We start from the raw sequence: 15,122 nt of genomic DNA, 5'->3' as shown, positions 1-15,122 counted from the left end.
TTCGCCCGGCTCGGCGATAAACATTGCATAACGCTTGATGCCGTCGGCGTCACGGGCACCCGCGTGACCGGAATGCACGGATGCCCGCCCCGCGTAACGCGGGACGGGCATCCGGTGAGGAGGGATCAGCCCTCGGCGGGAGCCTCCGGGCCCTCGCTCGCGGCGGCCGAGCTCTGCGTGTCCGCGGGCTCGGGCGTCGTGGCCGCCTCGTCGAGCACGGGCTCGAGCGACAGCTTGCCGCGGTCGTCGATCTTGGTGATGCGCACCAGGATCTTGCGGCCGACGGACAGGACGTCCTCGACGTTCTCGACGCGCTTGCCACCGGCGAGCTTGCGGACCTCGCTGACGTGCAGCAGGCCGTCCTTGCCGGGAAGGAGCGAGATGAACGCACCGAAGGTCGCGATCTTGACGACCGTGCCCAGGAACTGCTCGCCGACCTCGGGGTTGGTGGGGTTGGCGATCGCGTTCACCTGGGCGCGGGCGGCCTCGGCCGAGGGGCCGTCGGTCGCGCCGATGTAGACGGTGCCGTCCTCCTCGATGGAGATGTCGGCGCCGGTCTCGTCCTGGATGGCGTTGATCGTCTTGCCCTTGGGGCCGATGAGCTCGCCGATCTTGTCGACCGGGATCTGCACGCTGATGACGCGCGGCGCGGTGGGCGCCATCTCGTCGGGAGCGTCGATCGCGGCGTTCAGCACGCCGAGGATCGTCAGACGAGCCTCATGAGCCTGCTGCAGAGCGGCGGTCAGCACCGACGACGGGATGCCGTCGAGCTTCGTGTCGAGCTGGATCGCGGTGACGAACTCGCTCGTACCGGCGACCTTGAAGTCCATGTCGCCCAGGGCGTCCTCGGCGCCGAGGATGTCGGTCAGCGCGGCGTAGCGCGTCTGACCGTCGACCTCGTCCGAGACCAGACCCATCGCGATACCGGCGACGGGAGCGCGCAGCGGCACACCCGCGTTCAGCAGCGACAGGGTCGACGCGCACACCGAGCCCATCGAGGTCGAGCCGTTCGAGCCCAGCGCCTCGGAGACCTGACGGATGGCGTAGGGGAACTCCTCGCGGCTGGGCAGCACCGGCACGAGGGCGCGCTCGGCGAGGAAGCCGTGCCCGATCTCGCGACGCTTGGGCGAACCCACGCGGCCGGTCTCACCGGTCGAGTATGGCGGGAAGTTGTAGTGGTGCATGTAACGCTTGTGCGTCACGGGCGACAGCGAGTCGATCTGCTGCTCCATCTTGAGCATGTTCAGCGTCGTGACACCCAGGATCTGGGTCTCGCCGCGCTGGAAGATCGCCGAACCGTGGACGCGCGGGATGACCTGCACCTCGGCGTCGAGCGGACGGATGTCGGCCAGGCCACGGCCGTCGATGCGCACACCCTCGGTGAGGATGCGGCCGCGCACGATCTTCTTGGTCACCGACTTGTAGGCGCCGGAGAACTCCAGCGGCGCACCGGCGGGAAGCTCGCCCGCTTCGACGGCCGCGATGAGCTCGGCCTTGACGCGATCCTTGACGGCGTCGTCGGCGTTCTGGCGGTCCTGCTTGTCGGCGATCTGGTAGACGCCCACGAGGTCGTCGTACGCGCGACCAGCGACGAAGTCGTAGACCTCGGAGCTGTAGGCGGGGAAGACCGGGTAGGGCTGGATCTCCTTGGCCGCGGTGTTGGCCACGACGTTCTGCGCGGCGACGAGCTCGCGGATGAAGGGCTTCGAGGCCTCGAGGCCCTCGGCCACGACCTGCTCGTTCGGCTTGGTGGCGCCGCCCTTGATGAGGTTCCAGCTGCCCTCGGTCGCCTCGGCCTCCACCATCATGATGGCGACGTCGCCGTCGTCGAGCACGCGGCCCGCGACGATCAGGTCGAAGACGGCGTCCTCGAGCTGGGTGACGGTCGGGAACGCGACCCACTGGTCGGCGTGCTCGCCGTGGCCGGGGATGAGCGCGAGGCGCACACCGGCAATCGGGCCCGAGAACGGCAGACCCGAGATCTGGGTCGACAGCGACGCGGCGTTGATGGCGAGAGCGTCGTAGAACTCGCCCGGCGCGATCGAGAGCACGGTCACGACGATCTGCACCTCGTTGCGGAGACCGTCGACGAACGACGGACGCAGCGGGCGGTCGATGAGACGGCACACGAGGATGGCCTCGGTGGAGGGGCGACCCTCACGACGGAAGAACGAGCCGGGGATCTTGCCCGCGGCGTATGCACGCTCTTCGACGTCGACGGTCAGCGGGAAGAAGTCGAAGCCTTCACGCGGGTGCTTGCCGGCGCTGGTGGCCGAGAGAAGCATGGTCTCTTCGTCGAGGTACGCGGCGACGGCGCCCTGCGCCTGCTGCGCGAGACGACCGGTTTCGAAGCGGACGGTACGGGTGCCGAAACGGCCGTTGTCGAGAACGGCTTCAGCGGCGGTGATTTCTGGACCTTCCAAGAGGTCCCTCCTTCTTTGTTTAAGCTCGCCGCCCCGTGTGGGCGACGAGCGGACATGCGAAGGAGCAGGAACAGGCAGAAAGGGCGCGCCGACTCGTCGGCCCGGAATCCCGGCGACTGGCCACCAGTAGACGACCACCCGGCGTCATGACGGGGAGTCCACCACAGGGGACCAGCGTCTGCCGGCCTGCTCCGTGAGCTCATATGTAATTGAGCGGATGCCATGGCGGCACCCTCCGAGAGCCTATCAGTGCCGGGCTTTCACGGGTGGTTCGCCGCGGGCTCGTGCCGTACCCTCGCCTCATGGGCCTCAGACGTCACACACGTCACACCGTTCTCGCGTGTGTCCTCGTGTGCGCGGCCCTCGTGACGGCACCTGCCGGCGGCGCGATCGCCGCTCCCCCGCGCGCTGCCGCCGTCGGCGACGACGATCCGGCGGTGCGCGAAGTCCAGCAGCAGCTGGATGCCGCCGAGGCCTCGGCGGCGGCCGCATCCCGTGGCGCCCTCGACGCGTCCGCGGCGGCAGAGCGCGCGCGGCAGCTCGCGGTGAGCACCGCGGCGCGAGCCGAGGCGCTCACCGCTCAGAGCACCGCGGCCGATGCGACCCTCGCCGCGGCGAGCGCGCGAGCCGGAGCGAGCGCATCCCGCCTGTATCGAACGACGGCCACCGGCCCCCTCGTCGCTCAGCTGCTGACGTCGGCCGACCCCGACTCCCTGCTGGACCGCCTCGGCATCCTGGATCGGGTGACGACCCTGACAGCGCGCACCGTCGGCGAGGCCCAGAGCGCGGCGGACGTCGCCGAGTCGCTGCGCACACAGGCGGACCAGGCGCGCACGGAAGCGGCGCGCCGGGCGAGTGAAGCCGAGACCACCGCCGCGGAGGCCACCACGCGGGCGGATGCCGAGGCAGCCACTGTCGCCGCCACGCAGACCCGCCTCGACGAGCTGTTCGCACGCCTCGCCGCGCTGCGCGAGACGACTGCGGCGCAGGAGCGAGCGGCGCACCTGGCGCAGCAGACGGCGGCACAGGCGGCCGAACCGGGCGGTGCCACCGGCGGCGGGTCGTCGGGCGGCGGGCCGGCATCCGGAAGCGGCGGAGAGAGTTCGGGCCCCGCGTCGGGGTCGGGCGGATCCGGCACCGGATCGGGCAGCGGTTCGAGTTCGGGCGGAGCATCGGGATCCGGCGGTTCCGGCTCGGGCGGATCCTCCTCGGGCGGCACGGGCGGAGGATCCGGGTCGGGCTCGGGATCGGCGGGATCCGGCGGCGGCTCGACCCCGGGCGGCAGCGGCGGATCCGGGTCGGGCGGCACGACGGCGCCCGCGGGCCCCACGATGAGTCCCAGCCAGGCTCGGGACTACGCCCGCGGCGCACTCGGCGGCTACGGCTGGGGCGACGATCAGTTCTCCTGCCTCGTCTCCCTGTGGAATCGCGAGTCCGGTTGGCGCGCGGACGCCTACAACCCGTGGAGCGGTGCCTATGGCATCCCTCAGGCCCTTCCGGGAGACAAGATGGCCGCGGCCGGTCCGGATTGGCGCACGAACGCCGCGACACAGATCGCGTGGGGTCTGTCGTACATCAAGTCCCGCTACGGCTCCCCCTGTGGCGCGTGGGCCCACTCCGAGTCGACCGGCTGGTACTGATCCGGCGCCCGGTGCCTCGCGCCGAAAGCACACGATCCGCCCGAGCACGCACGTTCGAGACGCTCGCGACGTATGCGGTGGACCGGATCGTGTGTTCTCGAGGCCGGTCGATCCGCCGCGGTCAGGACGACGCGGGCTGGCGCTGGCGATCGCCGCGCGTGGGGAGTTCGACGTAGCCGTCGTGTTTGGGCAGGATGCCGTCGCCGGCGGTGCGACCGTGGAGGCGCCGCCACACCCACGGCAACGCGTCGCGCACGAGCCACCCACCCTGCGGGATGTCGTCGTCGGCGTGCAGTGCTTCGTCGAGGCCGAGCAACGCATCGGCGTCGGGAACGCCCAGTGCCTCGGCCGCGCGGTAGGCCACGAGCCGGTGACCCCGCGACCGGAGGTGCACGAGGTCATCGGCCCACAGCGGAAGGTCGCCGATCTCCGCGACGGCCTCGAGATCGAGGAGGATCGCCCCGTGCGCGCGAGCGATGCGCCGCAACTCGACGTTGTACGCCGAGAAGCGGCGGGCGAAGATCCGGGCGGCCGCCCTCCGCGGCAGGAACGTCGTCACGAGCAGGACATCGGCGCCGGTGCGGCGCACGGCACGCACGGCCGACTCCACCTCGGCGACGAGCGCGGGGATCACGGGCGCCGGCCCGACCAGGTCGTTCGCGCCGATGAGGATCGACACCAGATCCGGCTGCATCTCCAGCGCCGCGGGGATCTGCTCGTCGATGAGGTGCCGCACCCGGCGGCTGCGCACCGCGAGGTTCGCGTAGCGGAACGGACCCTCGTCGCTCGTGTGCGCCAGCAGCTCGGCGAGACGGTCCGCCCAGCCGCGGAACTGGCCCTCCGGCATGCGGGAGGCATCGCACAGACCCTCCGTCAGCGAATCACCCAGCGCCACGAAGCGGGTCCACCGGCCACGGGTGCGCTGCGCGGGAACCTCCGGCCGCTCACCGCCGCGCACGAGCATTCCCTCGTCCATCGAGCGCAGCGCCGCGGCTTCGCGGTAGTACCCCACCAGTTCCTGTGTCCGTGCCTCCCACGTGCGGCCCGCGACGGCCTCCCGAGCCGCGCGCGCAAAGGCCTGCCGCTTGGAGTCGTCGCCGACGAGGTCGGCGACCCGCGCCCGGAGGTCGTCGAGGTCGCCCGGCTTGTAGAGCCAGCCGTCCACGCTCGAACGCACGAGATCCAGGGGTCCGCCGACGCCGGTCGCGACGACCGGCACACCGCTCGCGAGGGCCTCTTGGATCGTCTGCCCGAAGGTCTCGCTCTCGCCGGGGTGCACGAACACGTCGAATCCCGCCATCACGCGTGCGAGGTCGTGACCCGACAGGTGGCCGGTGAAAACGGCATCCGGGATCGCCTTCTCCAGCGCCGGACGCGACGGCCCGTCGCCCACGATCACCAGGCGCGTCCCCGACACGTCGGCGAGCGCGCGCAGGTCGTCGACCTGCTTCTCGGGGGCGAGGCGTCCGACATAGCCGACGATGCGCTCGCCGTTCGGGGCGACGGCGGCGCGCCACGCCTCATCACGGTGCTCGGGCGCGAAGCGGACGGCATCCACTCCCCGTCCCCACCGGCGGATGCGGTCGACGCCGAGGCCCTCGAGCTGCCGCGACGACGCCGAGGAGGGCGCGAGGGTGAGCGTCGCGCGGCGGTGCAGCCGCGTGACGTGCCCCGCCACGAGCGCGGTGGCCTGCGGCAGGCCGTATTTCTGCGCGTAGGCGATGACGTCGGTCTGATAGACGGCGACCGAGGGGATCTTCAGCGCCTCGGCGGCGGCGAGTCCCTGCCAGCCGAGGACGAAGGGGGATGCCAGGTGCACCACGTCGGGACGGAACTCCCGCAGCAGCGCACCGAGGCGTGCCGCGCGCGCGAACACCACGCGGACCTCGGGGTAGGACGGCAGCGGCACCGAGCGGAGCAGCTCCGCGCGCGCGCCGTGCAGGTCGGCGGTGACGTCTCCGGACTTGGGGGCGATCACGAGGGTCTCGTGACCTGCCTCCGCCAGATGACGGAGGACGTGCAGAACGGAACCGGTGACCCCGTTCATGTGCGGGAGGAAGGACTCGGCAAGCAGCGCGACTCTCACGCCTCCAGGGTGGGACCCGCCGACGCACCGCGGCGTCGATCAGGGCCCGACGTTCGCGATGTTCACCGGATGCTCCGCGCCGCGTCACCGCCGCGTGGGCGGCGCGTCTCGATCGGCGGCGGAGAGTGACCGGGTGGATGGGATCGACGCTTGGCTCGGGGCTCTCGCGGCGAGCCCGTGGGCGCTTCCGGCGATGGCCCTGCTCGTGTTCGCCGATGCGTTCCTCGTCGTCATCCCCGGCGAAGCGGCCGTCACCGCGTTCGGTGCGCTGGCCGTCTCGCACGGCACCCCGCCGCTCGTCGCGGTGATCGCGGTCGCGGGCGCCGCGGCGTTCTGCGGCGACCTCTCGTGCTACCTCGTCGGGCGCGCCGTCGGCGTCGAGCGTTGGGCGTGGATGCGAGGGCCGCGGGTGCGCGCGGCCCTCGAGTGGGCGCGAGCGCGCCTCGAACGAAACGCGGCGGTCGTGCTTTTCACGGCGCGGTTCGTGCCGTTCGCCCGGCTCGCGGTCAACCTCGCGGCGGGGGCGGCGCGCGTGAACCCGGCGCGGTACCTGGGCGTCGCGGCCGTCGCGGCGATGGCGTGGGCCGCGTACCAGGCGGTCATCGGCGCGGTCGTCGCCGCGCTGGTCCCGGGTGGGCCGGTGGTCGCGGTGATCGTGTCGATCGTGGTCGCCGTGGGCCTCGGCGTCGGCATCGACCTGGTGCTCGCACGCCGCGCACGCCGCCGCACCGCCCGGGACGTGTCGGCCTGAACCGCTCGAGCTCAGGCGAGCGCGAGCGTGCGCTCGGCGGCATCCACGAGTTCGTCGCCGTACGCCGGTCCGTGTCCGGCGGCGTGCACGGCGAGGGGGTGCAACTGGTGCAGGGGCACACGCTCCCGCCAGCCGTGACGCAGCGGATGCCGCCGGTCGTACGCCTCGAGGATGCGGTCGAGGAACGGGCAGCCGAAGAGGGCGAGCATCGCCAGGTCGGTCTCGCGGTGACCCCCGTGCGCCGCGGGGTCGATGAGCACGACGCCCTCGCGTGACCACAGGACGTTGCCCGACCACAGATCACCGTGCAGGCGAGCCGGGGGCGCGTCGTCGTCGAAGGCTCCGGCGGCGATGAGCGCGCACGCCCGCCGGACGACCGTGGCCCCGGATGCCGTGAGGTTCCCCGCCGCGACGGCGGGGTCGAGGAACGGCTCGACGCGCTGGACGGCGTAGAACGCTCCCCATCGCGGTTCGGGGCGCGCGGGCTGCAACCGGCGTCCGATGAAGATGTCGCCCGTCCAGCCCGGCGGCGGATCGCCGAACGCCGCGGCTCCCGCGTCGTGGGTGGCGGCGAGCGCCGCGCCGAACTCCTCGGCGGCCTCCGGCGTGGGGCGCACGGTCTCCACGCGTTCGAGCGCGATGCGCGTCGGCGCGATCTCGAGCACCTCGACCACTCGGGCGCCGTCCGCTTCGGCGAGCCACCGCAGACCCGCGGCCTCCGCCGCGAAGAACCCCGCGGGCGCGTCGTCCCGCGACTTCACCAGCCGTTCCATCGTCCCAGTCTGTCGCGATGTCGGAGGCTGCGGGCACGATGGGGCGATGAGCGACGGTTTCGACCCCGACTTCCTCGGCATCCCCCTGCCCCTCCCCTCCCCCGCCGTCGAGACGATCCGACTGGATTACCCGCGATTCTCCGTGCTGCTCGACCCCGTGCGGCGGTTCGCCGCCGTCACGGGCGTCGTCATCGACGGAGCGACGCTGCTCGACCTGCCCCGCTCCGGCGAATGGCGGCTCGACCCGCGCGCACCCGAGACCGCGCAGGCCGGTCCCGAGATCTACAGCCGCAACGACCTCGATCGCGGCCATCTCGTTCGGCGCCGCGATCCCGGGTGGGGCAGCGTGTCCGAGGCTCGGGATGCCACCACCGCCACGTTCTTCTACACGAACGCCGCCCCACAGGCCGCGGGCTTCAACCAGTCGAAGGAACTCTGGCTGGGGCTCGAGGACCACGTGCTCGCCTACGCCGAGACCACCGACCAGCGGATCGTGGTCTTCACGGCGCCGGTGCTCGACGAGGCAGATCCTCCCTACCGCGGCATCCGGGTGCCTCTGCGGTTCTGGAAGATCGCCGCCTGGCGCTCCGACGCGGGACTCGCCGCCGCCGGCTTCGTGCTCGACCAGACCTCGCTCGTCGATACGCGTCAGGGCCTGCGCGTGCCTCCCCTGGGGGCGTTCCGCACGTTCCAGGTGCCGATCGCCGACATCGCCGCCGAGGCGGGCGTCGATGTCGGTCCGCTCGCGGGCGCAGACGTCCTCGTGCGACCCGGCGTTCGACCGGCGGGTGCTCGCGAACTGCGGGGTCCGGACGACATCGTGCTCTGATCGCCGGCTCCGCGCCGCGCGGGCTCAGCGCACGCGCACCGCGTGCAGCACCGTATCGACCGCGGCGTGCGTGTGCCCGCCGCGGAGTTCGGCGTCCGCGGTACCTCGGATCATCCGTTCACAGCGCTCGATCCGGAACCGGTCGTCGAGAGCACCCCGCAGCAGCTCGGGCGTGTAGAGGATCGCGGGGTCCGACGGTCCGTGTCCCCCGGCCGCGATGTTCTCGACGTCGTGTCCGACGACCACGAGTGTCCCGCCGACCGCCACCCACTCGGCGATGCGCGCGATCGCGGAAGCGTTGTCGCTCAGGTGCAGGTAGCACGACACCACGAGATCGACGGATGCCACAGGCTCCCACGCGTGGACATCGGCCTGGACCCACGACACCGCATCGCTGCCGGGCCGGGACGCCGCGATGGCGAGCGCCTCGGCGGAGAAGTCGACACCGGTGACCGCCCAGCCGTGGGCCGCGAGCCACAGGGCCGTCCGCCCGTCCCCGGTGGCCACGTCGACGGCAGATCCCGCCTCCAGCGGCTCGATGATCTCACGGACCACGGCGGGCGGCTCGCTCGCCCACACCCCTCCGACCGAGGCTCGATAGCGCGCGTCCCACTGCTCGGCATCCATGCCCTCACCCTATGGCCGGCGCAGGACCGCGGTGATGCGCGCGACGTCGGCGCCGCGCGCCCGCACAACCTTCAGCGATCTGCACGACCTCAGCACGAATCCCCGCGACCGGACTGAGGTTGCGCGGATCACTGAGCCAGCGCGCCCGCGCACGCCGCGCAGCACGCGGAGCCCACGCACGCCGGCCGCACAGCACGAAGCCCCGCCCTCCCGAAGGAGAGCGGGGCTTCGAACGGGTCACTCGCCGGCGAGACCGCCCAGCAGGTGGCCGAACGACTTGCCCGCACCCAGGTACGAGGCCGGGTCGTACGGGTCGGCGTCCTGAACCGGCTCGCGCGCGGCGATCGCGTCGGCGAACTCCCGCGCGGCGCGGTCGACACGCGCACCGAGCGGGGCGACCTCGTCCGCGTTCGCACCCCAGTCACTGGATGCCGCGAACACGCCGGTCGGAACCGGGTTCGCATGCAGGTACGTGAACAGGGGGCGGATGGCGTAATCGATCGCGAGCGAGTGGCGAGCGGTCCCCGCGTTCGCGCCGAGGAGCACCGGCGTGCCGCTGAGAGCCTGCGGGTCGAGCACGTCGATGAACGACTTGAACAGACCCGAGTAGCTCGTGGAGAAGATCGGCGTCACCACGATGAGGCCGTCGGCCGAGACCACGGAGTTGATCATCTGCTCGAGCGCGGGCGGCGCGAAGCCGGTCAGCAGGTTGTCGGTCAGGTCGTGCGCGAAGTCGCGCAGTTCGAACACGTCGCTCGTGGCATCGATCCCACGCTCGCGGAGCTCGGCGAGCGCCGCATGCGCGAGTCGGTCACCGAGCATCCGCGTCGACGACGGGGTGGACAGCCCCGCGGTCACGACCGCGATACGGCGGGCGGTCATGTCAGGCCCCCACTCGCGTCGCAGCGGCACCGAAGGCGCTGCCGGCCTTGGCCGGGGCGTCCTGGTACGGGCTGCCCGCGGTCAGGTTGTCGCCGCGGTTCGCGCCGGGAACGGCCTGCCGCGGAGCGGCACCCGCGTAGGTCTTCTCGACCAGGTTCGCGTGCGTCGGGGCGTCGGGCACCTCGGCCGGACGGTTCTTCTGCAGCTCCTTACGGAGCACGGGGACGACCTCGCCACCGAGGATGTCGAGCTGCTCGAGCACCGTCTCGGTCGGGAGTCCGGCGTGGTCGATGAGGAACAGCTGACGCTGGTAGTCGCCGAAGGTCTCGCGCATCGCGGCGTACCGGTCGATGATCTGCTGCGGCGAGCCGACGGTCAGCGGGGTCATCTCGCTGAAGTCCTCGAGGCTCGGGCCGTGGCCGTAGACCGGCGCGTTGTCGAAGTACGGGCGGAACTCCCGCACCGCGTCCTGCGAGTTCGACCGCATGAACACCTGGCCGCCGAGGCCGACGATCGCCTGCTGGGGCGTGCCGTGGCCGTAGTGGGCGAAGCGCTCGCGGTAGAGCATGATGAGGCGCTGGTAGTGCTCCTTGGGCCAGAAGATGTTGTTCGCGAAGAAGCCGTTGCCGTAGAAGGCGGCCTGCTCAGCGATCTCGGGCGTGCGGATCGAACCGTGCCAGACGAACGGGGGAACGCCGTCGAGGGGACGCGGGGTCGAGGTGAAGCCCTGCAGCGGTGTGCGGAACTTGCCCTCCCAGTCGACGACGTCCTCGCGCCACAGCTTGTGGAGCAGGTCGTAGTTCTCGATGGTCAGCGGCAGGCCCTGACGGATGTCCTTGCCGAACCACGGGTAGACGGGGCCGGTGTTTCCGCGGCCGAGCATGAGGTCGGCGCGACCACCAGAGACGTGCTGCAGCATCGCGAAGTCCTCGGCGATCTTCACCGGGTCGTTCGTGGTGATGAGGGTCGTGGAGGTCGTGAGGATGAGCCGCTCGGTCTGGGCGGCGATGTACGCGAGGGTCGTGGTCGGCGACGACGACCAGAACGGGGGGTTGTGGTGCTCACCGAGGGCGAAGACGTCGAGCCCCACCTCTTCGGTGTGCTTCGCGATCGTCAGCGTGTCCTTGATGCGCTGGGCCTCGCTCGGGGTCTTGCCGGTGGTCGGGTCCTGGGTGATGTCGCTCACCGTCATGACACCGAACTGCATCCCGGGCCAGTTGTTCGTCTCGTTCACGATGCCCTTCCTTTTTGTATGCACCTGAATATACATCGTGAAACGCAGAACCGCGAGATCTATTCCCGCGGTCGCCGGCATCCATCCGCAGACACCGATAAACGGCATCGGCGCCAGGAAACGCGACGAGAACGCGTTTCCTGGCGCGGATGCCGTTCATCGCGGGGAAGCCGCGGGAGCCGCGGCCTCAGCCTCCAGCAGCCGCCCGCCGCCGACGCCCCAGCCTCAGGCGCCGAGCAGCCCCGCGCCGATCGACGCGCCGGCCTTCGGCGCGGGCGGCACGGCCCACAGGCCCGAACCGACGTGCTTGAGGTACTCCCCCATGGCGTCATTCGCCAGGGACTTCTGTAGCGTGACGAACCGGTCGGGGCTGCGCTGGAACGACAGGAAGAACAGACCGGCGTTCAGCCGGCCGAGGTCGGTGGTGCCGTCGACGAAGTTGTAGCCACGGCGGAGGATCCGGATGCCGTTGTTCATCTCCGGATGCGCGAGACGGACGTGACTGCGTTCGTCGATGCGGGGTTTGCCCGCCGCGTCGGTCGCGGCGAAGTCCGGTGCCGTGAACTCGTCCCCGCCGGAGAGCGGAGCCCCCTGCGCCTTGTCTCGCCCGACCACGCGGTCCTGCTCGGCGAGGCGGGTGCGGTCCCACGTCTCGATGAGCATCGCGATGCGCCGCGCGACGAGATACGACCCACCCGCGAGCCACGCCGGCCCCTCGGATGCCGACACCCACACGTTCTCGTCGAGCGCTTCGGCGTCGTTCGCCAGGATGTTCGCCGTGCCGTCCTTGAAACCGAAGAGGTTCCGCGGGGTCGCCTGATCGGTGGTCGTCTTGGACGTGCGCCCGAATCCGAGCTGCGACCACCGGATACTCGCGCGCCCGAAGGCGATGCGGCTGAGGTTGCGGATCGCGTGGACGGCCACCTGCGGGTCGTCCGCGCACGCCTGGATGCACAGATCGCCGTCGGAGCGCTCGGGGTCGAGGTCATCGCCCAGGAAGGCGGGCAGGCGCTCGAGCCCGGCTGGACGCTGGTCCGCGAGGCCGAAACGGTCGTCGAACAGCGACGGTCCGAACCCGAACGTGATCGTGAGGTTGCTGGCGGGCAGCCCCAGCGCCTCGCCCGTGTCGTCCGGCGGAGCCTCGGGTGATCCCCCGACCGCGCCGGTGGCGCTCACCTCGAGGCCCTGCATCATCCGCGTCGCGGCGTACGTCCAGTCCGCGAGCAGCGACGAGAGGTCGTCCCGGGTGGTCCGCGCCATCATGTCGTAGGACGCGAAGTGAAGGTGGTCCTGCACCGGCGTGGTGATCCCCGGCTGATGGATGCCATCCCCCGACGCCACGGCATCCTGAACCTGCCGCTCGCGCGCACGGCCCAGCGCAGCCCCGCCCGCGACACCCGCACCGGCCCCGATCGCGAGGCCCGCCGCACCGGCCCCGACGGCGAGGCCGATCAGGCCGCGCCGCGACAGGCCCGTGGCATCCGGGGAGTTCTCGACCTCGCTCATGTCACTCGAGGACGGTGACGGTGAGCTGCGACAGCGGCTCGGCGAGCGCGTTGATGAGGTCCGTGAGCTGGCGCTTGTCATCCTCGGTCAGCTGCGAGTACGGCACGAAGCCGGCATCGGCGGAGCCGTGCGAGGCCAGGGCCGCCTCGAGGTCGGCGTAGCCGGTGTCGATACGGGTGACGAGCGACGCGCCCTTGTCACCCTTGGACTCGGCGAAGTCCCGCACCAGCGAGAACGCCATCTTGGAGCCCTCGACGTTCGCGGCGAAGTCGTACAGGTCGGTACCCGACCACCAGTCCTCTTCGCCACTGATCTTTCCGGTGGCGACCTCGTCGAGAAGCGCGATGGCACCATTGGAGATACCCGCCACGCCCTGATCTGTGAGCGCCTGCTCGAACGCGTCGGAGTGGACGTAGTCGTACAGCTCCTGCGTGTCCTTGATGAGGGTGTCGCCGTACGTCGCCCGCTCGGCGGGGGTGGACGGCGCCCAGTCCTTCCACGCCGGGGTCTCGCCGTCGGCGTTGAGCGCGTCCTGCGCGGGGACCCACAGATCCTTCTCGATCCGGTGGAACCCGGTCCACGACAGCCCCTCGGCGACGGCGTCGACCTCGCGGTAGTCGATCCGCGGGTCGAGGTCGCCGAGCGCCTCGGCGATCGGCTCGATGCGCTCGTAGAACGCGCGCACGCGCGGGAACTGCTCGCGCGCAGCCGCGTCGTCACCGGACTCGTAGACACCCGCGAACGTCTGGACGGCCGGAAGCAGCTGTCCGACCTGGTCCTTCACGAACGCGGCGTACAGGTCGATCGCCTGCTGCTTCTGCTCGGCATCCTCGCCGTCGATCGCGACGGCCTCACCGGTGACCGAGAACGCGGCGCGACCGACTCCGTCGCCGACCATTCCGGGCTTGCAGAGCGTGAAGTAGTCACCCGGCTGGGCCGTCACGGTCAGCGTGCGCGAGGCGCCCGGGGCGACGTTCTCCACCTCACCGACGATGCGCAGGCCGTCGGAGGCGAGCAGGTAGAACTCGGTGACCTGGTCTCCCTTGTTCGCCACGTCGAAAGCGAGCGTCCCGCTGGGGGCCGTCGCGGCCGAGACGTCGCAGCCGTCGGCCGTCGAGGTGACGGTGAGGGCTCCGGTGGCGGCCGCGTCGGTCTTGGCGACGCAGCCCGAGAGGACGAGGACGGCCGCGCCGGCTGCGGCCGTGGCCGCGAGGAGGCGAGTCGGGTTCATGATGCTCCGTTCGGGTGGGCGACGGATGCCGCGGCGGGCGCGGCATCCGGAGTCGGGGTGGGGGCGGCGGGCTCGGCATCCGTGCGCGAAGCACGGGCCGACGCACCGGACGGGCGACGGTTCGCCCGCACGCCGCGGACGAAGAGAGGGACGACGACGGCGACATAGGCGACCCACGCGATGACCTGGAGCCACGTCATCTGAGGCATGAAACCCACCGTCGCCTGGAGGAGTGCGGCAAGTCCACCGCTCGGGGCGATGACGCCGGAGAGGTCGAAAGCCCAGCCGAACGGGAAGCCCGCCCATCCGACGGCAGCGAGGCCCGTCGCGGGGTCGATGGTTGCCGACGCACCGAACGGGCCCGGCAGCGCGCCGCCCTCTTGCAGGTCGTGGACCGCGTACGCGAGGACGCCCGCCGCGACGATGACGAGGAATGCGCCGGTCCAGGTGAAGAATCGGCCGAGGTTCAGCCGCAGCATTCCGCGGGCGATGAGCCAGCCCAGCAGAGCCGCGACGACGAGGCCGACGAGGGCGCCGACCAGGGACACGGGCTTGTCACCGAAGCCCTGCACCATCGACCACAGCAGCAGCGTCGTCTCGACGCCCTCACGCGCGACCGAGACGAACCCGACGGCGACGAGCGCCCACACGCTGCCCTGCAGCGCGCGATCGATGCCGCCCTCGAGCCCCGCCTTGAGAGTGCGTCCGGCCTTCTGCATCCAGAAGATCATCCAGGTCACCATGGCGACCGCGAGCAGGGAGAGCCCTCCGCCGATGAGCTCCTGCGCCTCGAACGTGAGGGCGTACGCACCGAAGGTGAAGATCGCACCGATGACCACGGCGAGGGCGATCGCCAGCCCCACGCCCACCCAGAGGCGGGGCAGCGCGTCACGCCGCCCGAGCTTGGTGAGATAGGCGACCAGAATGCCCACGACGAGGGCGGCTTCCAGGCCCTCACGCAACCCGATGACGAACGGGGCGAAGAAGGAGGCGAGCACGGGCGAAGACCGACTTTCGGGATTTCGGAAGGGATGCCGCGGCACTGCGGGTAGGTAAGGACAGCCTCACCTGACTCAGCAACTTTACGCAATGTCGGCCTCCGCCCGCACCCCACCCATCGGCGGGTGACCCCCGCCAACC

The 15,122-nt window shown here is 71.3% G+C and carries 12 protein-coding genes; 3 read left to right on the top strand and 9 right to left on the bottom strand.

Annotation, left to right across the window (positions count from 1 at the left end; genetic code table 11):
- Positions 1-125: 125 nt before the first annotated feature.
- Positions 126-2,423: a polyribonucleotide nucleotidyltransferase gene (locus tag ABC271_RS06335; RefSeq protein ID WP_412924049.1), complete on the bottom strand. Its 2,298-nt coding sequence runs from the start codon at positions 2,421-2,423 to the stop codon at positions 126-128.
- Between the two features lie 302 nt (positions 2,424-2,725).
- On the opposite strand from ABC271_RS06335, the gene ABC271_RS06330 reads away from it, so the two are divergent.
- Positions 2,726-4,063: an aggregation-promoting factor C-terminal-like domain-containing protein gene (locus tag ABC271_RS06330; protein WP_412924048.1), complete on the top strand. Its 1,338-nt coding sequence runs from the start codon at positions 2,726-2,728 to the stop codon at positions 4,061-4,063.
- A gap of 121 nt (positions 4,064-4,184) precedes the next feature.
- Here the strand turns inward: ABC271_RS06330 and ABC271_RS06325 are convergent, their stop codons facing one another.
- Positions 4,185-6,149, bottom strand: coding sequence for a glycosyltransferase (locus ABC271_RS06325; protein WP_412924047.1), 1,965 nt, complete (start codon positions 6,147-6,149; stop codon positions 4,185-4,187).
- A 133-nt stretch (positions 6,150-6,282) separates the two neighbouring features.
- Here ABC271_RS06325 and ABC271_RS06320 point away from each other — a divergent pair, with 133 nt between their 5' ends.
- On the top strand, positions 6,283-6,900 hold the full coding sequence (locus tag ABC271_RS06320; protein ID WP_412924046.1) for a DedA family protein: 618 nt from the start codon (positions 6,283-6,285) through the stop codon (positions 6,898-6,900).
- 11 nt (positions 6,901-6,911) lie between these two features.
- Here ABC271_RS06320 and ABC271_RS06315 read toward each other — a convergent pair whose 3' ends face one another.
- Positions 6,912-7,673 (bottom strand): fructosamine kinase family protein, encoded by a 762-nt coding sequence (locus tag ABC271_RS06315; RefSeq protein ID WP_412924045.1) that lies wholly within the window; start codon positions 7,671-7,673, stop codon positions 6,912-6,914.
- A 46-nt stretch (positions 7,674-7,719) separates the two neighbouring features.
- On the opposite strand from ABC271_RS06315, the gene ABC271_RS06310 reads away from it, so the two are divergent.
- The gene (locus ABC271_RS06310) at positions 7,720-8,502 is read left to right on the top strand and encodes a DNA/RNA non-specific endonuclease (RefSeq protein WP_412924044.1); all 783 of its coding nucleotides are present in this window, start codon (positions 7,720-7,722) and stop codon (positions 8,500-8,502) included.
- Between the two features lie 24 nt (positions 8,503-8,526).
- Here ABC271_RS06310 and ABC271_RS06305 read toward each other — a convergent pair whose 3' ends face one another.
- The 6 genes from ABC271_RS06305 to efeU all read right to left on the bottom strand — a co-directional run bounded on the left by ABC271_RS06305 (position 8,527) and on the right by efeU (position 14,980).
- Entirely contained in the window at positions 8,527-9,129 is a 603-nt protein-coding gene (locus ABC271_RS06305) for a class I SAM-dependent methyltransferase (protein WP_412924043.1), read from the bottom strand.
- 237 nt (positions 9,130-9,366) lie between these two features.
- Positions 9,367-10,011 (bottom strand): CE1759 family FMN reductase, encoded by a 645-nt coding sequence (locus ABC271_RS06300; protein ID WP_412924042.1) that lies wholly within the window; start codon positions 10,009-10,011, stop codon positions 9,367-9,369.
- Position 10,012: 1 nt separating this feature from the next.
- Positions 10,013-11,218: an LLM class flavin-dependent oxidoreductase gene (locus tag ABC271_RS06295; RefSeq protein WP_412926112.1), complete on the bottom strand. Its 1,206-nt coding sequence runs from the start codon at positions 11,216-11,218 to the stop codon at positions 10,013-10,015.
- Between the two features lie 252 nt (positions 11,219-11,470).
- On the bottom strand, positions 11,471-12,751 hold the full coding sequence (gene efeB / locus ABC271_RS06290; RefSeq protein WP_412924041.1) for an iron uptake transporter deferrochelatase/peroxidase subunit: 1,281 nt from the start codon (positions 12,749-12,751) through the stop codon (positions 11,471-11,473).
- Between the two features lies 1 nt (position 12,752).
- Positions 12,753-13,982: an iron uptake system protein EfeO gene (gene efeO / locus ABC271_RS06285; protein ID WP_412924040.1), complete on the bottom strand. Its 1,230-nt coding sequence runs from the start codon at positions 13,980-13,982 to the stop codon at positions 12,753-12,755.
- Positions 13,979-14,980 carry an iron uptake transporter permease EfeU gene (gene efeU, locus ABC271_RS06280; RefSeq protein WP_412924039.1) on the bottom strand — a complete coding sequence of 334 codons (1,002 nt, stop codon included), beginning with the start codon at positions 14,978-14,980 and terminating at the stop codon, positions 13,979-13,981. The genes efeO and efeU overlap by 4 nt, the downstream gene beginning before the upstream one ends.
- Between the last annotated feature and the right edge of the window lie 142 nt (positions 14,981-15,122).

It is taken from the genome of Microbacterium canaveralium, assembly GCF_047238045.1.
GTDB lineage: Bacteria > Actinomycetota > Actinomycetes > Actinomycetales > Microbacteriaceae > Microbacterium.
The sequence above is the reverse complement of the archived record's forward strand: the minus strand, read 5'-3'. Positions and strand labels throughout refer to the sequence as shown.